This window comes from Pantoea sp. 9140, assembly GCF_000745295.1.
GTDB lineage: Bacteria > Pseudomonadota > Gammaproteobacteria > Enterobacterales > Enterobacteriaceae > Pantoea > Pantoea vagans.
This window is the reverse complement of the sequence record NZ_JQNO01000001.1, coordinates 3,892,389-3,917,269: the sequence shown is the minus strand read 5'-3', so window position 1 is coordinate 3,917,269 and position 24,881 is coordinate 3,892,389. Positions and strand designations below refer to the sequence as shown.

Sequence of the window (24,881 nt, the reverse complement as noted above, 5' to 3'; positions counted from 1 at the left end):
TCGATCAGGCAGCAGCCTGATCGACATCGGCTTTGCGTTCGCCGGCGGCGGCATAAACCTGCTCCGCCAGCGCATCCAGCAGTTCATAACGGCGGCGATACTCTGCCCGCTTCTTACTGGCAATCTCCTCCAGCGTTTTACGCGGCAGGCTCAGCGGCAGCGTAAACATCCCATCCCTGCGCGCTTCACCACTCAGCGACAGCCAGAATTCACTGTAGCTGGCAAAGAATTTATCCCCTTTGCTGTGGCGATAACGCAGGCTGCGAAATACATGGGTCTCATCGCCTACTGCCTGAATACTTTCCACGCCGCACTGCTTCGCCACAATAAATACCGCTTCCATTAACAGGCGTTTCGGGAAGAGACCGTGAGCCGCTTTGGTCGCCTCGCGGATCATCTCATTATTAATATGTTTCCGCGGCCCCTGTAATCCGCCAATTAATAAGGTGCGCTGGTTATTCTCGTTAAGAATCGAAAATGAGAGTGAAGCAATAATTTCGTCGTTATAACGCAATACCAGCGTCACTTCCCCTTCACGATCAAAATAACCGGAACTGCAGGAGAGTAAAAAAGCTTCGCCATTTTTTCCGGTCAGCGCGGCCAGCGGATTTTCTGAAGCGCTCTGCAGCAGCTGACGCAGCACAGGATTGTCGAGATTGTTCATCAGCGTGTAGTGGTCGAGAATCGCCTGCGCACGCGCAGCAATGCTCATGCCTGAACGCAGATAGGGCCGGTGCAGCTTGGCTGGCAGCAATCCCTGAGTGCTCATCAGCAACGGGAGTTGCGGCAGATGCGACAGTGCATCCAGATAATGCAGCGTGGTCAGCGGCGATATTAAGGTTCTTAACACAAATTTCAGACGAAAACGTTTACTGTTCCAGAGTTTATCCGGAATGTATTTGCCACTGATTAACTGGAAAAAAAGTGAAGCAGAGGATTCGGTCGTATTTTCGTGAGTAGTTATAATTGACATAGTCAGCGACACACAGTGAGTTAAGCAGGAATGTCACTGAACATAACATAGTCAATATCAACAGAAAGTTAATGTGGAATAACATTAAAACCGATAATTGACGATTTTCATTTCATTTTGGCAATGCACAAAATAAGGACAAAAAAAACCGGCGAAATAGATTTCACCGGTTTTATCTTCATTACGTTTACGTTTGGTTAACTTATTTAGCAGATGCGAAGCGGGCTGCCGCTTCGTCCCAGTTAACCACGTTCCAGAACGCTTTGATGTAGTCAGGGCGCTTGTTCTGATATTTCAGATAGTAAGCGTGTTCCCACACATCCAGACCGATGATCGGGAAGCCAGAAACGCCGGCAACCGCTTCACCCATCAGTGGGTTGTCCTGGTTTGCGGTTGAAACCACAGCCAGTTTGTCGCCTTTCTTAACCAGCCATGCCCAGCCAGAACCGAAACGGGTGGCGGCAGCTTTCTCAAACTCTTCCTGGAATTTTTCCACGCTACCGAAATCTTTCTCGATAGCCGCTTTCAGGTCGCCCTGCAGCGTGGTGCCGGTTTTCAGGCCTTTCCAGAACAGGCTGTGGTTAGCGTGGCCGCCAGCATTGTTACGCAGTGGGCCTTTTTTGTCTGCTGGCAGCTGATCCAGTTTGGTGATCAGCTCGTCTACCGGCAGATTAGCAAATTCAGTACCTTCCAGCGCTGCGTTCGCGTTGTTCACGTAGGTCTGGTGGTGTTTAGTGTGATGGATCTCCATCGTCTGCTTGTCGAAATGCGGTTCCAGTGCGTCGTATGCGTAAGGCAGGGATGGCAGTGAATAACTCATGTTCTTCCTCTCCATTTAGTGTGAGCAGCACGACGAATTCGGGACGTGCCGCGTAAGCAGTCGAATCATTATAGTTAAATTCATGTAGCGTAAAAGGGTAATCAATGCCCTATTAACCATAAGGATTTGCGAAACCCGGCAAAAGCAACCCATTGTTTTTTCAGTGTGCTGCTGCTGACTCAGGCTTTTCTGACTTATCCGACAGCGCACGCGGCGCGCTTAAGCCAGGGCAGCAGCAAGCACGCTGCCTGCCCGGATGCCGCGTCTGCCCTGCCCTGTGCCTTACTGACCCAGCTCGCGCAGTGAGTTGTCGAGTGCGCCAACCAGCCAGTCGATGTCGCTTTCCTGGAAAGCCAATGGCGGACGCAGTTTCAGTACATTCCCATACGGGCCAGCGACCGAGGTCAGCACACGATGTTCACGCAGCTTCTCGATCAGGTTCAGCGCCAGGGTTTTATCCGGCGTTTTGCTGTGACGATCGGTGACCAGTTCAAAGCCGATAAACAGTCCGGCACCGCGCACGTCGCCCACGCACTCATAGCGATCCATCAGGGTCTGCAACTCCGCCAGCAGCTTCGCGCCGACCACGCGGCTGTGTTCCTGTAATCCCTCTTCGGTGATCACGTTCAGCACTGCCTGCGCCGCCGCCATCGCCACCGGATTACCACCAAAAGTATTGAAGTAGGGAATCGAGTCACTGAAGGCGGCCAGCACGTCGCTTTTTGCCAGCAGCCCGGACACCGGAATACCATTGCCCATCGGCTTACCGGTGGTAATCACATCAGGCACCACATCGTGGCGGCCAAAGCCCCAGAACGCATCGCCGGTACGGCCAAAGCCAGGCTGGACTTCATCAGCAATAAAGATACCGCCGTTGGCATGCACCACATCGACCGCCTTTTTCAGGAAGCCGCGCGGATTCGGCAGCACCCCGTCCGAAGAGAAGATCGAGTCCGCCAGGAAACCAGCAAATTTAATGCCATGCGCCGCCATATCATCAATCTGCTGCTGAATCTGATCAGCGAACCAGTCACCCAGGTCCGGCGCATCCACACGATACGCATCCGGTGGCATCACCAGCCGCGTGGTAGGTGCCAGCGGCTGTCCACTACCCAGCGCCGGAGAAGCGCCAGAGGTCAGCTCACTGGTGCCATGATAGGCCTCTTTACTGACGATAATTCCGGTACCGCCGCTGAAAGCGCGCGCCACGCGGATCGCCAGGTCATTGGCTTCCGACCCGGTGCACATGTACATCGCGCGATCGATCGCCGCAGGCGTGGTCGCCAGCAGCGCTTCGCTGTAGTCGAGTATATTTTCATGCAGGTAACGGGTGTGGGTGTTCAGCATTTTCATCTGCTGCGTCACCGCCTCAATCACGGCCGGATGGCAATGGCCGATGCTCGCCACGTTGTTGTAGACGTCGAGATATTTATCGCCCGCCGCGTCCCACAGATATTGCCCTTCACCCCGCACCAGATGAACCGGTTTGCGATAGAAGAGGCGATAGGATTCGCCAAGCACTTTGCTGCGTTTATCGGTCAGTTTGCGCGTTTCGCTGTCGAGCGCATCAGCATGTTCGGCGCGGAAACTGTTGGTATCCATAATGGTGGAACGCGTGGCCATAATGACTCCCGTGACAAGGATAAAGGAGGAAGAGCTGACCCCTGTATCATGCCTGCCTGAATCTAAAATGCAACCAAATACACAAATACAATAAAATACACATGACGCTGGCCGATCCCCGCGCTAAGCTTCCCTCTGATTCAGACGGCATCTTTCGCGTCAGTGGCGTATCATCCGTGCTCTTCGCGCTTTATAAGGAAATCTCTATGCTGCAGGAAACGCGCCTTCATCGCATCCGTGCCTTACTGACCCGGCTTAATCAGGTCAGTACCGAACGCATCATCAGGGAGCTGGGGGTGTCTCGCGAAACCGCGCGCCGCGATATCATTGAGCTGGAAGCGTTGGGTCTGGCGCGTCGCGTTCACGGCGGATTAGTGGCGATTGAAACGGCGGCTGAACCGCCGCTGACACAACGCCGCAGTAAGCAGACCCGCGAGAAGCGCGCCATCGCCCGCGCCGCTGCACAGTTGCTGCAGCCGGGACAGACGCTGTTTCTGGATGCGGGCAGCACTACTACCCTGCTGGCAGAGGAGCTGCACGCCCTTTCCGGCCTGACGATAATCACCAATAGCCTGCAGGCCGCGCTGGCGCTGAGCGCCGGAGAAGAAGATCGGCCGCTGAATAACCAGATTATTTTGCTGGGCGGGATGATGTCAGCGGGTGCGCACCAGACGCGCGGCGAAATCACCGTAGGCGAGATCGTCCGCTATCGCGCCGACGTCGCGCTGCTGTCGCCGGTCGGCATTGAGGCAAATCGGGGTGCCAGCAGTTTTCATCCGCACGAAGCGGCCATTGCCAGAGCGATGGTGCAGCAATCTGCAGCCTGCTATCTGCTGGCCGATCACACCAAACTGGGCGTGGTCAGCCGCACGGTTTACGCGCCGCCGCAGACAATCTCTCTGCTGATTACCGACAGCGGCGGCGACAACGGTGCCGCCCTTGAAGCATTGCAGCAGACGCTCCCAGAAGTGATGGTGGTTTAACGCAGTCGCTGAGGATGGCTGTAGACCGTGGCGCGGCCAGGTTTACTGAAGCCGACCAGCGTCAGATTGCAGCGCTCAGCCACCTCAACCGCCAGGCGGGTCGCGGCTGAAACCGCGAACAGGATCTCGACGCCGCACATGGCGGACTTCTGCACCATTTCATAGCTGGCGCGGCTGGAGACCAGCACCGCGCCCGGTCCCCACTCAGCCTGACTGCGATACCCCAGCAGCTTATCCAGCGCCACATGGCGACCCACATCTTCACACCCACCGGCCAGCTGGCCATCGGGCTGAATCCACGCGGCCGCATGGGTGCAGCCGGTTTTCAGTCCGACCGGCTGATAATCTTTCAGCTGGCCCAGCGCCCGATCCAGTTGCTCCAGCGCGAAGGTCTGGGTAAACGGCAGCGGAGAGAGCGGCTTGCCAATCTGATCCAGCTGTTCAACGCCACACACACCGCAGCCGGTCCGGCCTGCCAGCGCGCGACGCTGCGCTTTCAGCGCCATAAAACGGCGGCTGGAAAGCTCAATCTGAACCTCAATGCCGTCACAGCCCGGCACGATGTCCATGCCGAAAATGTCGCCCGGCGCGTCGATAATGCCCTCTGACAGCGAGAAGCCCAGCGCAAACGCCTCCAGATCTTTGGGCGTAGTCATCATCACCACGTGCGAGATGCCGTTATAGACCAGCGCCACCGGCACTTCATCCGCCAGCCAGTCATCCTGCGCATCAGTCAGGTCTTTACGCTGCCACACCTGCGTCCTGCTGACGCCGGCCTGAATTGTTAAATCTTCGCCTGAGTCAGGCTGGATAGCTTTCAAAAAGTATGACCTGTTGTTAATAAATTATGTAATTCAGTGCCCGAGTCGGCAGAGCACTGACGCGCTCTGATTCTGCCTTTTAGCCCCATTCAGCGCAAATAAACAGCGGGGCAATTCATGCGGTTTTCTCCCCCAAAAGGCGTAGCCGCGCCTGCTGACGGACACAATGCGAATAGTTCTCTTTTACGCGTTAACATCAGTAAGCATAAAACAACAGTAATTATCTGCGCCGTCTGAAAATCTGCTTGCAGCGTAAATTCACCGTCGAGGATTTTTAACAAAATTGAGAAAAAGAATTACTAATGACTAACGTGTTGACCCTGGTCAACTTACAGTCAACCAGGACTGCTATTTTGCAAGGCTTCGCAATGGAGCCAATAAAGAAGAACGATAAAATGCAGATTAACAGACGGAGTTTTTTCAAAATCTGTGCTGGCGGGCTGGCGGGCACCAGCGCGGCATTACTCGGTTTTGCCCCCACCACAGCGTTAGCCAGCGTCAGAGAATTCAAACTCATTCGTGCCAGAGAAACACGCAATAACTGCACCTACTGTTCAGTCGGTTGCGGCATGCTGATCTACAGCCTGGGCGATGGTGCAAAAAATGCCCGTGCCTCAATTTACCATATCGAAGGCGATCCTGACCATCCGGTCAGTCGCGGATCGCTCTGCCCGAAAGGCGCAGGCGTGCTCGACTTTATTCACAGCGAACAGCGCCTGAAATACCCGGAATACCGCGCTCCGGGTTCCGATAAATGGCAGCGCATCAGCTGGGATGAGGCATTTGACCGCATTGCCCGCCTGATGAAGCAGGATCGCGATACTCATTTCCAGACGACCAACGCCGCTGGCGTAACGGTAAACCGCTGGCCGACCACGTCGATGCTCTGCTCCTCCGCCGCCAGTAATGAAACCGGCCTGCTCGATCAGAAATTTGCCCGCGCGCTGGGTATTCTGGCGCTGGAAAACCAGGCGCGCCTGTGTCACGGCCCGACCGTAGCGGCGCTGGCCCCGAGCTTTGGTCGCGGAGCGATGACCAACAACTGGAATGACATCAAAAACGCCAACGTGGTGATGATCATGGGCGGCAACCCCGCCGAGGCGCATCCGGTTGGCTTTAAATGGGTGATTGAAGCCAAGATCCATAATAATGCACAGGTTATCGTGGTCGATCCGCGCTTTAACCGATCTGCAGCGGTCGCCGACTTCTATGCACCCCTGCGAGCAGGCAGCGACGTGGTGTTCCTGATGGGGGTGATCAACTATCTGCTGCAGCACAATCAGATTCAGCAGGAGTATGTTCGCGCCTTTACCAACGCAGCGCTGATTGTCAGCGAAGGCTTCAGCTTCAGCGACGGTTTGTTCAGCGGCTACGATGCGGAAACCCGTCAGTACGATCGCCAGAGCTGGCACTATGAGCTGGATGAAAACGGCCATGCGCGACGCGATGAGAGCTTCAGCCATCCACGCTGTGTACTGAACCTGCTGAAAACCCACGCCAGCCGTTACACCCCGGAAATGGTGACGCGGATGTGCGGCACTTCGCAGGACGCCTTTATTACGGTGTGCGAGCAGCTCGCCTCCACCTGCGTGCCTAATCGCACCGCAACCATCCTCTATGCGCTGGGCTGGACCCACCACACCAACGGTTCGCAGATTATCCGCACGGCGGCGATGATCCAGCTGCTGCTGGGCAACATCGGTATGCCAGGTGGCGGTATCAATGCGCTGCGCGGTCACTCCAACGTGCAGGGTTACACCGACCTCGGCCTGCTGGCGCAGAGCCTGCCGGGCTATCTGCCGCTGCCGTCCGAGAAGATGACCACGCTGGCGACTTACCTGCAACAGGCCACGCCGGTGGCGGCGCTGCCGGACCAGGTCAACTACTGGCAGAACACCGACAAGTTTTTCGTCAGCCTGATGAAGAGTTTCTATGGTGATAACGCCACGGCGGAGAATCAGTGGGGCTACGACTGGCTGCCGAAGTGGGACAAGGCCTATGACTGCATGGCGCAGGCGGAGATGATGGAGCAGGGTGCTCTGAACGGCTGCCTGATCCAGGGCTTCAACCTGCTGGCCGCCTTCCCGGACAAAAACAAAGCGGTGCGGGCCCTTTCCCGCCTCAAATATATGGTGGTGATCGATCCGCTGCGTACCGAAACCGCCAGCTTCTGGCAGCATCATGACGCGTTCAACGACGTCGATCCGTCGGCCATTCAGACCGAAGTGTTCCGCCTGCCCTCCTCCTGCTTCGCGGAAGAGTCGGGATCGGTGGCGAACTCGTCGCGCTGGCTGCAGTGGCACTGGGCAGCCGCCGAGCCACCTGCTGAAGCGCTGCACGACGGTAAAATCCTCGGCAACCTGTTTATGCGTCTGCGCGCGCTCTACCGCCTTGAAGGCGGTGCAGCCCCTGAGCCGCTGATGGCGATGCGCTGGGACTACCACGACCCGTTCAATCCTGAGCCGGAAGAGGTGGCGAAGGAGAACAACGGGCAGGCGCTGGCCGACATTTATGACGCCAGCGGCAAACTGCTGCTGAAAAAAGGTCAGCAGCTCAACGGCTTCTCTGAGCTGCGTAACGATGGCACCACTGCCAGCTCCTGCTGGATCTACAGCGGCAGCTGGACGCCGGAAGGCAACCAGATGGCACGACGCGACAACGCCGATCCGTCGGGACTGGGGGCCGTCTCAGGCTGGGCCTGGGCCTGGCCCGCTAACCGCCGCATTCTTTATAACCGTGCCTCCGCGGATGCACAGGGTAAAGCCTGGGATCCGCAGCGCCGCCTGATTGAATGGGATGGCACACGCTGGCACGGCATCGACGTACCGGATTACCCGGTGACGCTGTCGCCGCAGAAGCAGGCCGGTCCGTTTATCATGCAGCCCGATGGTCTAGGCCACCTGTTTGCACTCGATAAAATGGCCGACGGCCCGTTCCCGGCACACTACGAACCGATGGAAAGTCCGCTCGCCGACAATCCCCTGCATCCGCAGCAGCGTCACAGTCCGGTGGTCCGTCTGTTCAGTAGCGACGCCGCGCAACTGGGTGAGGCCGCCGACTATCCCTGCGTCGCCACCACCTACTCCATCACCGAGCTGTTCCGCCACTGGACCAAGCATGCCCTGCTGAATGCAATCGCGCAGCCGGAGCAGTTTGTCGAGATCGGCACTGAGCTGGCAGAGGAGAAAGGCATTCAGGCCGGAGACAGCGTCAAAGTCACGTCACGTCGAGGCTATATCAAAGCCAAAGCAGTGGTCACACGTCGTCTGCAGCGTCTGATGATTGACGGCAGGCCGGTTGATACCGTGGGCATTCCCTGTCACTGGGGCTTTGAAGGCACCACGCGTAAAGGTTTCCTCGCCAATACGCTGACGCCTTCGGTTGGCGACGCCAACTCGCAGACCCCGGAGTACAAGGGATTTTTAGTGAAAGTGGAAAAAGCGTAACGGCAGATGACTATGGCTTATCAATCACAAGATATTATCCGTCGCTCTGCGACCAATGGCTTTACCCCACCGCCGCAGGCGCGCGATCACCAGCGCGAAGTGGCGAAACTTATCGATGTCACCACCTGTATCGGCTGCAAAGGCTGCCAGGTCGCCTGCTCTGAGTGGAACGACATCCGCGATGAGGTCGGCCACAACATCGGGGTTTATGACAATCCCACCGACCTGACCGCCAAATCCTGGACGGTGATGCGCTTTTCCGAAGTCGAAGAGAACGGCAAGCTGGCCTGGCTGATTCGCAAAGATGGCTGCATGCACTGCGCCGATCCCGGCTGCCTGAAAGCCTGCCCGTCGGCAGGCGCCATCATTCAGTATGCCAACGGCATCGTCGATTTTCAGTCGGAGCAGTGCATCGGCTGCGGCTACTGCATCGCGGGATGCCCGTTCAACGTGCCACGGCTGAATAAAGAGGATAACCGCGCCTACAAATGCACCCTGTGCGTGGATCGCGTCAGCGTCGGTCAGGAACCCGCCTGTGTGAAGACCTGCCCGACCGGTGCCATTCATTTCGGCAGCAAAAGCGACATGCTGACGCTGGCGGAGGAACGTGTGGCGGAGCTGAAGTCACGCGGGTTTGCGCAGGCTGGCCTCTACAACCCGGAAGGCGTGGGCGGCACCCACGTGATGTATGTGCTGCATCATGCGGACAAGCCTCAGCTCTATCACGGCCTGCCTGCGAATCCGGGCATCAGCCCGACCGTGACCTTCTGGAAGGGGATCTGGAAACCGCTGGCAGCGGTCAGTTTTGCCGCGACGTTTGCCGCCTCAATCTTCCACTATGTTGGCGTTGGCCCGAATCGCGTCACTGAAGAGCACGACGACAACGACGATCAGCCTGAGGAGCATCAATAATGAAGAAACCCGATCATCTGGTGCGCTATCGCGCACCTGAACGCATCAATCACTGGATCGTCGCGATTTGCTTTGTCATGGCCGCGTTAAGCGGATTAGGGTTTTTCTTTCCGTCGTTTAACTGGCTGATGCAGATCTTTGGCACGCCACAACTGGCGCGTATTCTGCATCCTTTTGTCGGCGTGGTGATGTTTGTCGCTTTTATGCTGATGTTTTTACGTTACTGGAAACACAACCTGATTAATCGCGATGACCTTTACTGGGCCAGAAATATTCACCGGATTGCGCTGAACGAAGAGGTCGGTGATACCGGTAAATATAACTTTGGTCAGAAGTGTGTGTTCTGGGCTGCTATCATCAGCTTAGTATTGCTGCTTGCCAGCGGCATTGTGATCTGGCGACCCTACTTTGCTGATGCCTTTGTCATTCCGCTGATTCGTCTGGCGCTGGTTGTGCATTCGGTGTCGGCGGTGGCGCTGATCATCGTCATTATGGTGCATATTTATGCTGCATTGTGGGTCAAAGGCACACTGACCGCGATGGTGGAAGGCTGGGTCAGCGCCGAATGGGCCAGACAGCATCATCCTCGATGGTACCGTGAGCAGCGTAATCCGCCAATAAAACAGGAAAAACGCCCCTGATGAGTATTCGCATAATCCCGCAGGACCAGCTGGAGAAAGGCGAAAAGACAACGGCGGAGATGATTCCGCCGTTACTTTTTCCACGGCTGAAAAATTTATACAGCCGTCGTGCCGCGCGACTGCGCGACCTGGCGGCGAAAAATCCACTCGGCGACTATCTGCGCTTTGCGGCGGTGATCGCTGAAGCGCAGGAGATTGTGCTGTATGACCATCCGCTGCACATCGACCTGCATGCCCGACTGACGCAGAGCGCCAGCGAGGGCAAGCCGCCGCTGAACATCCATACCCTGCCGCGCGATGCACACTGGCAACGGCTGCTGCACTCGCTGATTGCCGAGCTGAAGCCGGAGATGAGCGGTCAGGCGCTGGCGGTGCTGGAGAATCTGGAGAAGGCGTCCGCCACCGAGCTGGAAACCCTGGCCAGCGCGCTGTTTACCGGCGAATATGCCCAAGTCAGCAGCGATAAAGCCCCCTTTGTCTGGGCGGCACTTTCGCTCTACTGGGCGCAGATGGCAGCCCTGATCCCGGGCAAAGCACGCGCAGAGATGGGCGATCAGCGCCAGTTCTGTCCGGTCTGCGCCAGCATGCCGGTCGCCAGCGTAGTGCATATGGGCAGTCATGAAGGTGCGCGCTATCTGCACTGCAATCTGTGCGAAAGTGAATGGCACGTGGTGCGCAGCAAATGTACCCAGTGCGAACAGTCCCGCGATCTGCATTACTGGTCGCTCGACAGCGAGCATGCGGCGGTGAAGGCAGAGAGCTGCGGCGACTGCGGCACCTACCTGAAGATGCTCTATCAGGAGAAAGATCCGGCTATTGAACCGGTGGCCGATGACCTGGCGTCGCTGATACTCGATGCAAAAATGGAGCAGGAAGGCTTCGCACGCAGCAGTCTCAATCCCTTTATGTTTCCTGGCGAATAGTCACTGAATCCGGAGAACCCGATGAAACTGATTGGCAGCTATACCAGCCCGTTTGTGCGTAAGATTTCGATTATCATGCTGGAAAAAGGCATTACGTTTGAATTCGTTAACGCATCGCCTTACAGCGATGACAGCCATGTGCCGCACTACAATCCGCTGGGCAAAGTCCCGGCGCTGGTCGCTGACGATAAGCAAATCTGGTTCGACTCCAGCATCATCGCCGAATTTCTGGAACTGCGCGGCGCGGAGCCGGCTCTGCTGCCTGCCGATCCGCTTGAGTCACTTAACATCCGTCAGCTGGAAAAGCTGGCGGATGGAGTTTGTGATGCCGCGCTGGTGATCGTGCGTGAGCAGATGCGACCGGGTGATTTGCAGTCGGAAGAGGTGCTGCTGCGTAATCGTGAAAAGATTCAGCGTAGTCTCGATATGCTGGAAGCAAAGGCCGCCGAGGGCAAATGGCTTAACAACGGTCAGCTTAATCTGGCGGATATCGCCACCGGCTGCATGATCGGCTACCTCAATTTTCGTCGCGTGGTGCCCAACTGGTGTGTCGAACGTCCGGCATTGGTTAAGCTGGCGGAAACGCTGTTTGAGCGCGAGAGCTTTGCGCGGACGACGCCGCCTGCGGGGTGATGGATGCGGTGGCTGGGGCTGATGATTTCATCGGCCTCCTGAGGGCACCGCACTCTCTGCCGTAGCTCATGATTCTGACAATCTGACACAGGCTGAAGTGGCGGACTATCTTTGATAGCGGCCCGATATTTTTCGGGACGTGTGCAGTATACGCAGGATGCGAACCGCATCTGTTTCAGCTACATAGATGATGATGAACGGTAAGCGTGGCACCACCAGTTTAAGCTGTTTTTCTGTTCCGACTTTAGTGCCAGCCCGCGGGTTTTCGCTAAGCAGACTGGCCAACCGGGTAAACTTATCGTCTGTTGCACTGGCTACCAGCAGGCCAGCCTCGCGATACAGATAACGAAATATTGTTTCCCTGTCCGCCTGCGCCTGTTCTTCCCATTGAACGGCTGCTATCACAATTTTCCCTGCGCGGCCTGCGCTTTAAGCTCTTCCATGCGGGTATCCATTTCATCGTTACTGATGAATTCACTTTCACCGGCATCATAACGACTGAATGCAGCCGCTATCTGCTCTTCCAGCCATGCATCATGTTTACTGTCCTGATAGTGCCGCTCTTCAGCAGCCAGCTCTTCCGCTCGCTGACGCATAACCTCAGTCAGCGTCTTCTTCTGGCGCTCGGCTGCCTGCATGGCAAGTCGTTTAACGTCGTCATCAATCCTGAAATGGATAGTGCTCATAGCCTGACTCTCGCGTGGTGTCGTTTGTGGTGTCATCATGCCTGTCATCCCTTTCTCTGTCATCTCCATTTCACTCTTATGCGATGCCGGAAATCGCCACGCTAATAGAACTAAATAGCCGATTACGGATGCTGAAGAGCATATTGGGAAGAGGATGCAAACGAAATGGTAAACGGAAAAACAATCTGTTTTTCAGAGACGCCTCGCAATCTATTACTTAGCTTTCAGCGAGTTTACAAAGCGGACGATGTATATTTGAACAGGAGAAAACAGGAAAGGAAGCGCGTAACGAGAGATTATTAGCGCGGGCTGAAGGTGGTGGAACACCAACAGCCCGCTGACCACAACTAACTAGGTAGGAGTTAATTATGGCTGGAAAAGATTCTACGTCAGAACCCGCTGTACCCCAAGCACGCAAAAGCATCGTTGGTTACCGCCCTAACGGCGGCAGACCGAACCCCTTGCCGCAACTGACCATTAAAGGACGATGGCTGGAACAGTGGGGATTTATTAAAGGCCAGCCGGTCAGCATCATTGCCAAACAGGGTCAGCTGATTATCAGCCCGGCTAATAAAGGGTAAGAGACTGACTTATAATGCAAAATCCCGACAATAAGGTCGGGATTCGTTTAACTTAGATTATTTTTCTTTTCTTCATAATCCTGTAAGTATTTTTCAATAGGATACGCCGTTCCAAATTCATGTATTTCACCTGTATCCTTATCAACCATAAATGGCGAGTTGAGCAGTAAATTCCCCCGTTTCAAGATATTCTCGAGATTCAAAAACAAAAAATCATCCTTCAGAAAAACGTCCCTGAAGGGTAATAACAACAGGAATATCTGTATTTTTTAGATATTCTGTCGCTTTTTCTATAGCCTCTCCAAAATTGACCATTGATTTGCCCTCAATAATTGGAACGATCTAATGATAGAACCCGATCGCCCCGACTGGCTGCTCTGACATTTCAGGCAGTTTCGTCTCCGGACAGGTCATTTTCATACTCCTGGCCGCCATGCCATATGCCTAATACTGTTACTTCTTTATCAGAGAGCATGAAGGCGATTATTGTCCGCCTGCGGTAATTTGTGATTCTCAGTCCTGGCAGAAGATCATCACGACAGTTTCCTCTCTGTGGAAACTGTGAAAGAGACTCACAATAACTGATGATGTTTTCTGTAAAGTTCAGAGCGGTATAGGGTGTTGCCTCTTGCAAGATATAACGGTAAAGCTCTGCCAGTTGTTCCTGCGCTTCCGGTGCAAAGACCACCCTGTAAACCATCACTCCTCCCCGGTCACCTTCCTGTGTTCTGCTTTAAGCCTGTTTCTGAGGTCGTTAGCGCTCAGGCTTTCTGTTTCACCACGTTGAAGCGCTTCCCAGGCAGGCACTACCTTTTCATTCAGCCATTGCTCCACGGCATGATCCCTGGCCATAAGCGCACGCAGACCTTCACGGATGACTTCGCTCTCCGACGCATATTCGCCGCTGGCAACACGTGCCTTTACCTGCGCTGCCATTTCATTTGGCAGTGTGATACTCATCTGCTGTGTTGTTCTCATGGATAACCTCTTTCCTTTGCCTGATAGGATTTAATCATACTCACCTTTCTGGCAACTGTCAGTTTCACACTCTGCGGCGTCACTCTCTCCTGAGAATTGGGTACTTACAGAAGTGGTTGCGGATATCCCTGGTTTTTATCATTGCAATAGCAAATCTTACCAGCGGTTCAGCCACGGTCATTACCGGATAGGGTAAAACCATACAGATTAGAGAGGAATTCAGGGATCTTCAGCACAACTGAAACGCAGGCAATCCACTTCATCTGCAGTCGTCAGCCAGAGCTGAGCATTAAGACAGGTGCTTTGAGTAAACACGCTATCGGGAGGCCCTCCCGGCCTGAAAAATCCCATAAAAAAAGGGACGATTGCTCGTCCCTTTTTCGCACTACGCTAAGAGGATTACTGCAGCAGCGAGATATCCGCGACCTGCAGGAACAGCTCACGCAGTTTTGACAGCAGCGTCAGGCGATTGACCCGCACTGCCTGATCGTCGGCGTTCACCATCACTTTGTCGAAGAAGTTGTCTACCGCGGTACGCAGCTGGGCCAGTTCGACCAGCGCATCCTGATAGCGGCCTTCAGCAAAGTAAGGTTGCAGCTTGCTGCTCAGTGCGGTGACAAAGGTCGCCAGCTGGATCTCTTCGTTCTCTTTCAGCAGCGATGCCTGCACGCTTTCATTCAGCGTTTCGGTCGACTTTGCCAGTATGTTAGAGACGCGCTTGTTCGCCGCTGCCAGCGCTGCAGCGGCTTCCAGCGTACGGAAGTGCGACACTGCTTTCATACGTGCATCAAAGTCAGCCGGACGGGTCGGACGACGCGCCAGAACTGCCTGCAGCGTATCGATGCTGTGACCCTCTTCCTGATACCAGGTGCGGAAACGACCCAGCATAAAGTCAATCACATCATCCACCACGCGAGCGTTGCTCAGCTTGCTGCCATACAGACGTACCGCTTCTTCGGTCAACGTTTGCAGGTCGAGCGGCAGGTTCTTCTCAACGATGATACGCAGCACGCCCAGCGCCGCACGACGCAGTGCGAACGGATCTTTGTCGCCTTTCGGATGCTGACCAATGCCGAAAATACCGGCCAGCGTATCCATTTTATCGGCAATCGCCAGCGCACAGGCAACCGGGCTGGATGGCAGATCGTCACCGGCAAAGCGCGGCTGATACTGCTCGTTCAGCGCAACCGCCACATCTTCGGCTTCGCCGTCGTGACGCGCATAGTGCATGCCCATCACGCCCTGGGTGTCGGTGAACTCGAAGACCATGTTGGTCATCAGGTCACACTTCGACAGCAGGCCCGCGCGGGTAGCGTGATTCACATCGGCACCAATTTCACCGGCAATCCAGCCCGCCAGGGTCTGAATGCGATCGGTTTTATCGCGCAGCGTGCCCAGCTCTTTCTGGAACAGCACCGTCTCCAGACGCGGCAGGTTATCTTCCAGACGTTTTTTGCGGTCGGTATTAAAGAAGAACTCCGCATCGGCCAGGCGTGGGCGTACCACTTTCTCGTTGCCGGAGATAATCTGGCGCGGATCGCTGGATTCGATGTTGGTGACGAAAATGAAGTTCGGCATCAGGTTGCCGTCATTGTCGTAAACCGGGAAATATTTCTGATCGCCTTTCATGGTGTAGACCAGCGCTTCCGCAGGCACCTTGAGGAATTTCTCTTCAAAGGTCGCGGTCAGGACGACCGGCCACTCCACCAGCGACGTCACCTCTTCCAGCAGGCTGTCGCTGATATCGGCGTTACCGCCTAAGCGACGTGCGGCCGCTTCGGCATCAGCTTTAATCATCGCTTTGCGGACCTGATAGTCGGCAATGACCTGGCCGCGTTTTTCCAGCACATCCGGGTACTGATCGGCGTTGTCGAGCGTGATTTCGCTTTCACCCATAAAGCGGTGACCACGAATAACGCGATCTGACTTAATGCCCAGAATAGTGCCAGGAATCAGCTCATCGCCCAGCAGCATCGTCACGGTGTGAACCGGACGAACGAATTGCACATCGCTGTCGCCCCAGCGCATCAGTTTTGGCACGGGCAGCTTGCTGAGTGCGGTCGCAATCATCGCCGGCAGTAGTGCCTGAGCCGCTTCGCCTTTGACCTGGGCGCGATAAACCAGCCATTCGCCTTTATCGGTGGCGAGGCGTTCAGCCTGATCGACCGTAATGCCGTTGCCACGCGCCCAGCCTTCTGCGGCTTTGGTGGCGTTGCCGTCAGCGTCAAACGCCGCAGCGACCGCCGGACCGCGCTTCTCCACTTCCCGATCGGGTTGTGAGGCGCTCAGGTTTGCGACTTTCAGCGCCAGACGACGCGGCGCAGCAAACCAGCTGACCTCGCCGTGGCTCAGGTTGGCGGCATCCAGTTCAGCGGTAACCTGCGCGGCAAAGGCTTCTGCCAGGCTGCGCAGGGCTTTTGGTGGCAGCTCTTCGGTGCCGATCTCCACCAGGAAAGTTTGTTCAGTCATGGCTGCCTCTTACTTTTTGTTATTGCACATCGGGAAGCCCATTGCCTCGCGAGAGGCGTAGTAAGCTTCAGCCACGGCTTTGGTCAGGGTACGAATGCGCAGAATATAGCGCTGACGCTCTGTTACCGAGATCGCTTTGCGCGCATCCAGCAGGTTAAAGCTGTGCGCCGCTTTCAGAATGCGTTCGTAGGCGGGCAGTGGCAGCGGTTTTTCCAGCGCCAGCAGATGCTGCGCCTCTTTCTCGTACTGCTCAAAGCAGGTAAAGAGGAAGTCGACGTCGGCGTATTCGAAGTTATAGGTGGATTGCTCCACTTCGTTCTGATGGAACACGTCGCCGTAGGTGGTTTTGCCCAGCGGGCCGTCGCTCCAGACCAGATCGTAAACGCTGTCGACGCCCTGGATGTACATCGCCAGACGCTCCAGGCCGTAGGTGATCTCACCGGTCACTGGCTTACACTCCAGGCCGCCAACCTGCTGGAAGTAGGTGAACTGCGTCACTTCCATGCCGTTGAGCCACACTTCCCAGCCGAGTCCCCAGGCACCCAGCGTCGGGTTTTCCCAGTTATCTTCCACAAAGCGAATGTCATGCACCGTCGGATCCATACCCAGCTCTTTCAGCGAGCCGAGATAGAGCTCCTGAATGTTGTCCGGTGACGGCTTAATGATCACCTGAAACTGGTAATAGTGCTGCAGACGGTTCGGGTTTTCACCGTAGCGGCCATCGGTAGGACGGCGGGATGGCTGCACGTAGGCGGTGGCGATCGGCTCCGGGCCGAGTGCACGCAGGCAGGTCATCGGGTGTGAAGTGCCAGCGCCCACTTCCATGTCCAGCGGTTGGACAATGGTGCAGCCCTGACGCGCCCAGTAATCCTGCAAGGTCAGGATCAGCCCCTGAAAGGTTTTGGTATCAAACTTTTGCATGTTAAGTGTGCACGCGCTTCGGTTAGATTAAAAAAAGAGGCCGACAGTATACCCTTTGACCGCGCGATGTGCAGCCGTAAATCCCGGACGGTTCCAGCGCGTTTTCACGGTAATTTCGGGGGCCGGCATACAGATGGCTCCGAATCCTGCTGGCAGCGGTTGTTGCTCTGGTCGCATTTGACTACCCTTTTGCGCACGGAGCTATGCGCAAGAGGACGCCATGCCGCAAAAGATTTACTGGATCGACAATTTACGCGCGGTTGCCTGCCTGATGGTGATCGTGATTCACACTACTACCTGGTATATCACTGGCCCGATGGCGGTAACGGGTACCACCTGGGATGTGGCGAATCTGCTGAACTCCGCATCACGCGTCTGTGTTCCGCTGTTCTTTATGATCTCCGGCTATCTGTTCTTCGGTGAACGCAGCGCCCAGCCGCGCCATATGCTCCGGCTGGTGCTCTGCCTGCTATTTTACAGCGCGGTCTCGCTGGCCTATATCACCTGGCTGACGCCGATCAGCGAAGGACGGTCGATCCTGAAGATGCTGCAGAAGCCGGTGTTTTATCACCTCTGGTTCTTCTTTGCGTTGATTGGCATCTATCTGATGTCGCCGCTGATTCAGGTGAAAACCGTGCAGGCACGCTATGTGGCGCTGCTGGTGCTGGTGCTGGCGGTGCTCGCTAATCCGAATACGGCCAGCCAGTCGCTGGGCCCGTTTCATTTTCTGCCGGTGAATCTTTATGTCAGCGGGGACAGCATTTACTACCTGCTTTATGCGCTGCTGGGACGGGCGATCGGCACAATGGACACGACCCGGCGCGGCCTGACGCCGCTGGCGGCCGGGCTGTTTATCGCCTGCGTAATTGGCATTACGTTAGGGACGAAAAAGGCGCTGATCGTCAACGGAGCGTTTAACGATACCTGGTATCTCTACTGCGGACCGCTGGTGTTTATCGCGGCCATTAGCCTGCTGATTGTGTTTAAAAACAGCCTGAATCAGCGCACGCTGCCCGGTTTTACGGTGATTGCACGCTATTCACTGCCGATCTACGGCTTTCACGCGCTGTTCATTCACTATCTGCGTACGCATCACTACGATGATATGTCGCGTCCGTGGCTCGACCTGCCCTGGGTGTTCGGGCTGACGCTGGGCGGCAGTCTGCTGCTGGGGATGGCGCTGAAACGTGTCGATACCCGTCACTTCGTCAGTTGATCGGTTTCCCGCTGGCGGGCGCGTCGCAGCTGGCGCGCCGATGAAAATCCCGCCGCCAGCGCCGCTTTTTCGGCCGATTCCCCCTGCTGCTGACGCTGGCGCGCCACGCCAACCCGCAGCTGCTCATGGTATTCCCGCACGCTGATCCCCAGATGCTGACGAAACAGCCGCGCCAGATGGCGGCTGCTGACGTGGGTGCGCCCTGCCAGCTCGGTCAGCGTCCAGCCGTGTTCAGGATGGGCAATCATCAGATCCTGTGCCCGATGAATGGCCGGATGCATATGATTGCGGTAACGCAGCCAGGGTGAAAGCTGCGGATCGTCCCCGGCGCGGCGGAACCAGACCACCATTTCCCGCGCCACCGCCAGCGCGGTAGGCGTATCGCAGAGCTGCTTCACCAGATGCAGCGCCAGATCGATGCCCGCCGTGATGCCCGCGCTGGTCCAGATATTCTCATGCCCGACAAACACCCGATTCTCCTGCACCCGTGCGCGCGGGGCGGCTGCTTTCAGGCGGGCGATCACATCATGATGGGTGGTGCAGGGCACGTCATCCAGCATGCCTGCCTGCGCCGCCAGCAGTGCCCCCGAGCAGACGCAGACCAGCATAAAGGTCTGCGCGCGCAACGCGGCGTGCTGGCGCATCAGCCAGTCGCGTGCTTCTGCGGCTTGCTGTGTGGAATAACAGATCTGCGAGTCAAAGACGCCCGGCACCACCAGCAGGCTCCCGGCGGGCAACTGTTCCGGTAAAGGTTTGATGCCGCCAATGGTCATGCCGGTGGAGCAGACCACCTCCGGCTGCGGGCCAATGTAGCGCAGCGTAAAGCGATCGCCCGCCAGCCTCAGCGTCTCGGCAGGGCCGGTCAGATCCAGCGCCATGACGCCAGGCAGGGTTAAAAACCAGACGGTATGCGTCATGCTGGCTCGCTACACCAGATCCCAGCCGCGGGCGCGCCACAACGCAGGCAGCTGCGCCATGTCGTCGAAGCGCGTCACCAGCGGATGATCCAGTTCAGGGTTGTGCGGGTCAGCGCAGTAGTAGTAGACCGGAATGCCGGCGGCGATACCGGCGCGGGCACCCGCTTCGGAGTCATCCACCAGAATGCAGCGCTCAATCGGCACCTGCATCTGTTCAGCCGCGTGATACATCAGCTCCGGATCGGGCTTCCAGTGCAGAATGTCATAGCCGCTATAAAGGTGCTCCTCAAACAGCGGCAGCATGCCGGTTAAGCCCAGCGAGTGCTGCATCTTTTTTACCGTCCCGTTTGAGACCACGCACATCGGCACTTTGATCTGCTCAACCAGCGCTTTTGCGCCTGAGATCGGCTGCAGTTGCTGATCAAACAGTCGCGCGACTTCCGCGCGATAGGCGGTTTCCACCTCTTCCATCGGCAACGTCACCTGATGTGCATCACCCACGTCACGAATGATGTCGTAGAGTTTGACGCCCTTATACTTTTCAAACATCTGCTGCAGCGACAGCTCGAGACCATAACGGGCAAAGGTGTTGACGTAGGCCTGGGTGCAGAGCAACTCACTGTCCACCAGCGTGCCATCGCAATCAAAAAAGACGCATTCAACTGACATCAGACTCTATCCTTCGATTCAGGGGGGTGCTCCACACTCTACCGCACTCAGCGCAGATTGCGAGACTGGCAATCGGTTGCGAAAAATCATTGTATTGCCCCGGTAAAATCGCCAGGATACGCGCCGATGATTTTTTCTTCTGGATGGATGGCATGAGCAAGCAAGGCGTTTTGCAGCGCATCTTCAGGCTGCAGGAACATGGCACCACGGTGCGCACCGAAGTGATCGCGGGTATCACCACCTTTCTGACGATGGTCTATATCGTCTTCGTCAACCCGCAGATCCTCGGCGTCGCCGGCATGGATACCCAGGCGGTGTTTGTGACCACCTGTCTGATTGCCGCCTTCGGCAGCATTCTGATGGGGCTGTTTGCCAATCTGCCGGTGGCGCTGGCCCCCGCAATGGGCCTGAACGCCTTCTTCGCTTTTGTGGTGGTCGGGGCGATGGGCTATTCGTGGCAGGTCGGTATGGGCGCGATCTTCTGGGGCGCGGTCGGCCTGCTGATCCTGACGCTGCTGCGGGTTCGCTACTGGATGATTGCCAATATCCCGCTGAGCCTGCGCGTTGGCATTACCGCCGGTATCGGTCTGTTTATCGCCATGATGGGGCTGAAGAACGCCGGTATTATCGTGCCGAATCCCGATACCCTGGTGGCGGTAGGCAACCTGACCTCGCACAGCGTGCTGCTGGGTGCGCTGGGCTTCTTTATTATCGCCATTCTGGCATCACGTAATATCCACGCGGCGGTGCTGATCTCAATGGTGATCACCACCGGTATTGGCTGGATGCTGGGCGACGTGAAGTTTGTTGGCCTGTTTTCAGCGCCGCCGTCGATTACGTCGGTAGTGGGTCAGGTTGATATCAAAGGCGCGTTTAACATTGGCATGGCAGGCGTGATTTTCTCGTTTATGCTGGTCAACCTGTTCGATTCGTCCGGCACGCTGATCGGCGTCACCGACAAAGCGGGACTGACCGATGAAACCGGCACCTTCCCGCGGATGCAGCAGGCGCTTTATGTCGACAGCATCAGTTCGGTGAGTGGCGCGCTGGCGGGCACCTCATCGGTGACCGCCTATATCGAGAGCACTTCGGGCGTGGCGATTGGTGGCCGTACCGGCCTGATGGCTGTGGTGACCGGCCTGCTGTTCCTGCTGGTGACCTTCCTGTCACCGCTGGCCGCGATGGTGCCCTCCTACGCTGCCGCGGGTGCGCTGATTTATGTGGGCGTGTTAATGACCGCCAGCCTGTCGCGCGTGCGCTGGGACGATCTGACCGAAGCGGTTCCGGCGTTTGTGACTGCCGCCATGATGCCCTTCAGCTTTTCCATCACCGAAGGGATTGCGCTGGGGTTCATTGCTTACTGTGTCATGAAGCTGGGCACCGGCCGCTGGCGTGAGATCAGCCCCTGCGTGGTGATTGTTGCGCTGCTGTTTGTGCTGAAGATTGTCTTTATCGACGCGCACTAAGCGCAGTCAGAGCCGCAACCTACCGGTTGCGGCTTTTTACATTTCAGGATGCAGATTGCGCTCGCTGGGCAGACTGGTCAGCCGCAGGGCATGAGGCCCGATGTTGGGCTTACCCATCTCAATTTCACGTAATGCACGCCATTCAAAGTCGTTATCCATCTCCCACAGGTACAGCCGCTGCGTCGCAGACGACAGCGCACACGACCAGACCAGCATGGGTTCCGCATCACACACCACCTGAATGTCGGGATAGAGTGACGATCGCAGCCGACCGGCACCCGGCAGCAGCCGCAGCGAATCCAGTCCCCGATCGCCTTCTCCCGTCAGCTTGAGAATGCTCTGGCGTAACGTCCAGATCTGCGTCACCGCTTCCATGGCATCCTGCTGGGCATTAATCCAGGCGATTTCGCCCGACGTTAATCCCTGAATCAGCTGCGCCTGCGTCTGACGGCTCCGCGCATGCACAATCTCCATATCCAGACCGGCACGTCCACCCTCTTCAGCCAGCAGTACACCCACCGTATTGCCCGCATAGGCAATGCTGAAATCGGGCAGATCGCTGTCAGCAAACACGGGACGTCCGTTGCTCTGGATAATCAGGCGTGGCAGCTCTTGAATACCATAAACGCGCAGCATCAGCTGTGCCAGCAGGGTTCGCGCGGCAAGGAAACGTCCACGGCGTTTGTCAGCGAACTGCTGTGCCGTGTCGGTAATCGCCTGGGGAATGCACATCTCTTTAGCCGGGAAGCCGGGATCGCCCGTCCAGCGTACAAAATGACCAGCCATCTGTCGCTCCGTGAAAATGGTCAGATAATCATCAGAAACATTGTAGGAATTTTCCTACCTTATTGCACTCAGCAACAGCACAGATTGGGTTAAATTCAGAATAGGATGATCAGGCAGCACAGGCTGGCGGGAATGGATCAGAGTTACGCGCCGCGAACCGAATCGCGACGCGGGCCGCATCAGGCGAAGCGGCTTGCCTGCTCAAAACTCAGACGCGGCAGGCGCGGATGCAGTTTTGATGCCTCACCGTAACCGAGGTTAATCAGCAGGTTAACCTGATACTGGCCGTCGGGGAAAAAGGCATCATTGACTTTGGCCGGATCGAAACCGGACATCGGACCGGCATCCAGACCCAGCGAACGGGCTGCCAGGATCAGGTAACCCGCCTGCAGGCTGCTGTTACGGAAAGCCGTCTCTTTCGCTGCTTCCGGGCTGCCGGTAAACCAGCTGCGCGCATCTGCATGCGGGAACAGCGCAGGCAGCTGCTCATAGAACTCACGATCCCAGGCCACGATCACCGTAACCGGCGCGCTCATGGTTTTGTCCAGATTGCCGGACGAGAGGGCCGGTTTCAGCTTCTCTTTGCCTTCCGCTGAGGTGACGAAAACAAAACGCGCAGGCAAGCAGTTCGCCGAGGTCGGCCCCAGCGCCGTTAAGGTATAGAGCTGTTCCAGCAGGGCGTTATCGACCGGCTTATCCTGCCAGTAACTGTGGGTGCGGGCGTCATTAAACAGCGTATCCAGTGCGGCAGTGTCGAGCGGTGTACTCATGCAACTCTCCTTTTTCAGGCAAAAATTTCGCCTGACGGTGTTCACGTAGTGGGTTTGCGTGCGGCCCGACACGGCGGGATGAAGCGGGGTTCACTCACCGCGATCATAGCCGCACGTCAGATCGGCGCATCTACCGTTATACGACAACGCGGTGCCGCCGCAAAATAACATATCAGCAAGAATCAACGCAGAGGCGGGAATAACAGGGGAGGCAGCGAGTCGGGAAATCAGGCCTGACAGCGCGATGCCGCCAGGCCCGGAAAGCTATTTACCAATACAGAAGCTGGAGAAGATACGGCCCAGCAGATCGTCAGAGGTGAATTCACCGGTGATCTCGCTTAACGCCTGCTGAGCAACACGCAGCTCCTCCGCCAGTAACTCACCGGCCTGGGCACCGAGCAGTTGCGCTTTCCCCTGCTGTAAGTGTGTGGCCGCCAGCTCCAGCGCCTGCAGATGGCGACGACGCGCCAGGAAGCCACCTTCCATGTTGCCCGCGAAGCCCATGCTCTGCTTCAGGTGATCCCGCAGCGCATCGACGCCCTCGCTGGTGCGTGCCGACAGGCGAATCAGTGAGTGACCGTTTACTTCTGTCAGGCCCAGCGCTTCACCGGTAGCATCCGCCTTGTTGCGCACCACGGTAATTGGCAGCTCCGGCGGCAGACGGGAGACAAAATCGGGCCAGATAGCCGCCGCTTCGGTGGCATCGGTGGTGGTGCCATCTACCATAAACAGCACGCGGTCAGCCTGTTCAATCTCCTGCCAGGCGCGCTCAATGCCGATGCGTTCGACTTCGTCGCTGGCCTCTCGCAGACCGGCGGTATCGATAATATGCAGCGGCATGCCATCTATATGAATATGTTCACGCAGTACATCACGGGTGGTGCCCGCAATGTCCGTAACGATAGCGGCGTCACGGCCTGCCAGCGCATTCAGCAGGCTCGATTTGCCCGCATTAGGCCGGCCCGCAATCACCACCTTCATTCCTTCACGCAGCAGGCTGCCCTGACGCGCTTCGGCACGGACCGCATCAAGGTCCCCGATCACCGTATTCAGCTGTGCTTCAATTCGGCCGTCAGAGAGGAAATCGATCTCTTCATCCGGGAAGTCGATAGCCGCTTCGACATAGATGCGCAGGTGAGTGAGCGCTTCCACAAGATGATTGACCCGGGTGGAGAACGCGCCCTGCAGCGAGTTCACGGCCGAACGCGCCGCCTGCTCAGAGCTGGCATCGATCAGGTCGGCAATCGCTTCGGCCTGCGCCAGATCGAGCTTGTCGTTCAGAAACGCACGCTCAGAGAACTCACCCGGCTGAGCGATACGCACGCCCGGCAGCGCCACGATGCGCTTCAGCAGCAGATCGAGAATTACCGGGCCGCCGTGGCCCTGCAGTTCCAGCACATCTTCGCCGGTAAAGGAATTGGGGCCAGGAAACCACAGCGCAATGCCCTGATCCAGCACGCTGCCGTCGCTGTCAGTGAACGGCAGATAATCGGCGTATCGCGGCTTAGGCAGTTTACCCAGCAGCTGGCGGGCGACCTCTGCCGCCTGGGCACCGGAGACGCGCAGAATGCCGACGCCGCCGCGTCCGGGCGGTGTTGCCTGGGCAACAATGGTATCGCTGTGGCTCATAAATTTTCTCTCGCTACA

The 24,881-nt window shown here is 56.8% G+C and carries 24 protein-coding genes and 1 pseudogene; 9 read left to right on the top strand and 16 right to left on the bottom strand.

The features are described from left to right. Positions 1-4: 4 nt before the first annotated feature. The 3 genes from FA92_RS18195 to FA92_RS18185 all read right to left on the bottom strand — a co-directional run bounded on the left by FA92_RS18195 (position 5) and on the right by FA92_RS18185 (position 3,416). Positions 5-973: a VirK/YbjX family protein gene (locus tag FA92_RS18195; RefSeq protein WP_013359625.1), complete on the bottom strand. Its 969-nt coding sequence runs from the start codon at positions 971-973 to the stop codon at positions 5-7. A gap of 202 nt (positions 974-1,175) precedes the next feature. Then, positions 1,176-1,793 carry a superoxide dismutase [Mn] gene (gene sodA, locus FA92_RS18190; protein ID WP_013359624.1) on the bottom strand — a complete coding sequence of 206 codons (618 nt, stop codon included), beginning with the start codon at positions 1,791-1,793 and terminating at the stop codon, positions 1,176-1,178. Between the two features lie 282 nt (positions 1,794-2,075). Beyond that, positions 2,076-3,416 (bottom strand): aspartate aminotransferase family protein, encoded by a 1,341-nt coding sequence (locus tag FA92_RS18185; RefSeq protein ID WP_013359622.1) that lies wholly within the window; start codon positions 3,414-3,416, stop codon positions 2,076-2,078. Between the two features lie 206 nt (positions 3,417-3,622). Here FA92_RS18185 and FA92_RS18180 point away from each other — a divergent pair, with 206 nt between their 5' ends. Continuing rightward, entirely contained in the window at positions 3,623-4,399 is a 777-nt protein-coding gene (locus tag FA92_RS18180) for a DeoR/GlpR family DNA-binding transcription regulator (RefSeq protein WP_033784390.1), read from the top strand. Here FA92_RS18180 and fdhD read toward each other — a convergent pair. Then, positions 4,396-5,220, bottom strand: coding sequence for a formate dehydrogenase accessory sulfurtransferase FdhD (gene fdhD, locus FA92_RS18175; RefSeq protein WP_033784389.1), 825 nt, complete (start codon positions 5,218-5,220; stop codon positions 4,396-4,398). The two genes, FA92_RS18180 and fdhD, sit on opposite strands and share 4 nt — an antisense overlap. A gap of 395 nt (positions 5,221-5,615) precedes the next feature. Between fdhD and fdnG the strand changes: the two genes are divergently transcribed. Genes fdnG through FA92_RS18150 form a run of 5 tightly spaced genes read left to right on the top strand, consistent with a single transcriptional unit; the run spans position 5,616 to position 11,775 of the window. Beyond that, a complete protein-coding gene (fdnG, locus tag FA92_RS18170) occupies positions 5,616-8,666 on the top strand; it encodes a formate dehydrogenase-N subunit alpha (RefSeq protein WP_072008990.1) in 3,051 nt (1,016 codons plus the stop codon). A 12-nt stretch (positions 8,667-8,678) separates the two neighbouring features. Beyond that, positions 8,679-9,578, top strand: coding sequence for a formate dehydrogenase subunit beta (gene fdxH, locus FA92_RS18165; protein WP_033784388.1), 900 nt, complete (start codon positions 8,679-8,681; stop codon positions 9,576-9,578). Further along, entirely contained in the window at positions 9,578-10,219 is a 642-nt protein-coding gene (gene fdoI / locus FA92_RS18160) for a formate dehydrogenase cytochrome b556 subunit (protein WP_013359617.1), read from the top strand. Before fdxH ends, fdoI begins: the two co-directional genes overlap by 1 nt. Next, the gene (gene fdhE / locus FA92_RS18155) at positions 10,219-11,142 is read left to right on the top strand and encodes a formate dehydrogenase accessory protein FdhE (protein ID WP_033784387.1); all 924 of its coding nucleotides are present in this window, start codon (positions 10,219-10,221) and stop codon (positions 11,140-11,142) included. The genes fdoI and fdhE overlap by 1 nt, the downstream gene beginning before the upstream one ends. A 21-nt stretch (positions 11,143-11,163) precedes the next feature. Next, positions 11,164-11,775: a glutathione S-transferase gene (locus tag FA92_RS18150; protein WP_033784386.1), complete on the top strand. Its 612-nt coding sequence runs from the start codon at positions 11,164-11,166 to the stop codon at positions 11,773-11,775. Positions 11,776-11,880: 105 nt separating this feature from the next. On the opposite strand, the gene FA92_RS18145 is transcribed toward FA92_RS18150, so the two are convergent. Beyond that, on the bottom strand, positions 11,881-12,180 hold the full coding sequence (locus FA92_RS18145) for a type II toxin-antitoxin system RelE/ParE family toxin (protein ID WP_033784385.1): 300 nt from the start codon (positions 12,178-12,180) through the stop codon (positions 11,881-11,883). Beyond that, positions 12,177-12,461: a damage-inducible protein J gene (locus FA92_RS18140; protein ID WP_033784384.1), complete on the bottom strand. Its 285-nt coding sequence runs from the start codon at positions 12,459-12,461 to the stop codon at positions 12,177-12,179. Before FA92_RS18140 ends, FA92_RS18145 begins: the two co-directional genes overlap by 4 nt. 368 nt (positions 12,462-12,829) lie before the next feature. Here FA92_RS18140 and FA92_RS18135 point away from each other — a divergent pair, with 368 nt between their 5' ends. After that, complete coding sequence (locus FA92_RS18135; protein ID WP_033784383.1) at positions 12,830-13,042, top strand: SymE family type I addiction module toxin; 213 nt, start codon at positions 12,830-12,832, stop codon at positions 13,040-13,042. A gap of 47 nt (positions 13,043-13,089) precedes the next feature. On the opposite strand, the pseudogene FA92_RS23675 reads toward FA92_RS18135, so the two are convergent. The 5 genes and pseudogenes from FA92_RS23675 to glyQ form a co-directional block, all read right to left on the bottom strand. Next, a pseudogene (locus FA92_RS23675) lies at positions 13,090-13,357 on the bottom strand (YrhB domain-containing protein). A 70-nt stretch (positions 13,358-13,427) separates the two neighbouring features. Continuing rightward, a complete protein-coding gene (locus FA92_RS18125) occupies positions 13,428-13,742 on the bottom strand; it encodes a type II toxin-antitoxin system RelE/ParE family toxin (protein ID WP_033784382.1) in 315 nt (104 codons plus the stop codon). Further along, positions 13,742-14,020 carry a type II toxin-antitoxin system ParD family antitoxin gene (locus tag FA92_RS18120; protein WP_033784381.1) on the bottom strand — a complete coding sequence of 93 codons (279 nt, stop codon included), beginning with the start codon at positions 14,018-14,020 and terminating at the stop codon, positions 13,742-13,744. Before FA92_RS18120 ends, FA92_RS18125 begins: the two co-directional genes overlap by 1 nt. 399 nt (positions 14,021-14,419) lie before the next feature. Continuing rightward, positions 14,420-16,489 carry a glycine--tRNA ligase subunit beta gene (gene glyS, locus FA92_RS18115; RefSeq protein WP_033784380.1) on the bottom strand — a complete coding sequence of 690 codons (2,070 nt, stop codon included), beginning with the start codon at positions 16,487-16,489 and terminating at the stop codon, positions 14,420-14,422. A 9-nt stretch (positions 16,490-16,498) separates the two neighbouring features. After that, positions 16,499-17,410 (bottom strand): glycine--tRNA ligase subunit alpha, encoded by a 912-nt coding sequence (glyQ, locus tag FA92_RS18110; protein ID WP_033784379.1) that lies wholly within the window; start codon positions 17,408-17,410, stop codon positions 16,499-16,501. 220 nt (positions 17,411-17,630) lie between these two features. Between glyQ and FA92_RS18105 the strand changes: the two genes are divergently transcribed. After that, complete coding sequence (locus tag FA92_RS18105; protein ID WP_033784378.1) at positions 17,631-18,626, top strand: acyltransferase; 996 nt, start codon at positions 17,631-17,633, stop codon at positions 18,624-18,626. Here FA92_RS18105 and FA92_RS18100 read toward each other — a convergent pair. Further along, complete coding sequence (locus FA92_RS18100; RefSeq protein WP_033784377.1) at positions 18,611-19,543, bottom strand: helix-turn-helix domain-containing protein; 933 nt, start codon at positions 19,541-19,543, stop codon at positions 18,611-18,613. The genes FA92_RS18105 and FA92_RS18100 overlap by 16 nt on opposite strands. 9 nt (positions 19,544-19,552) lie before the next feature. Further along, a complete protein-coding gene (gene yieH / locus FA92_RS18095) occupies positions 19,553-20,212 on the bottom strand; it encodes a 6-phosphogluconate phosphatase (protein WP_013359611.1) in 660 nt (219 codons plus the stop codon). A 152-nt stretch (positions 20,213-20,364) separates the two neighbouring features. Here yieH and FA92_RS18090 point away from each other — a divergent pair, with 152 nt between their 5' ends. Further along, on the top strand, positions 20,365-21,678 hold the full coding sequence (locus FA92_RS18090; RefSeq protein WP_033734757.1) for an NCS2 family permease: 1,314 nt from the start codon (positions 20,365-20,367) through the stop codon (positions 21,676-21,678). A gap of 36 nt (positions 21,679-21,714) precedes the next feature. Here the strand turns inward: FA92_RS18090 and FA92_RS18085 are convergent, their stop codons facing one another. The 3 genes from FA92_RS18085 to mnmE all read right to left on the bottom strand — a co-directional run bounded on the left by FA92_RS18085 (position 21,715) and on the right by mnmE (position 24,863). Beyond that, the gene (locus FA92_RS18085) at positions 21,715-22,464 is read right to left on the bottom strand and encodes a 4'-phosphopantetheinyl transferase superfamily protein (RefSeq protein WP_013359609.1); all 750 of its coding nucleotides are present in this window, start codon (positions 22,462-22,464) and stop codon (positions 21,715-21,717) included. 179 nt (positions 22,465-22,643) lie between these two features. After that, entirely contained in the window at positions 22,644-23,234 is a 591-nt protein-coding gene (locus FA92_RS18080; protein WP_033784376.1) for a malonic semialdehyde reductase, read from the bottom strand. 264 nt (positions 23,235-23,498) lie between these two features. Continuing rightward, entirely contained in the window at positions 23,499-24,863 is a 1,365-nt protein-coding gene (gene mnmE, locus FA92_RS18075) for a tRNA uridine-5-carboxymethylaminomethyl(34) synthesis GTPase MnmE (protein WP_033784375.1), read from the bottom strand. Positions 24,864-24,881 lie beyond the last annotated feature (18 nt).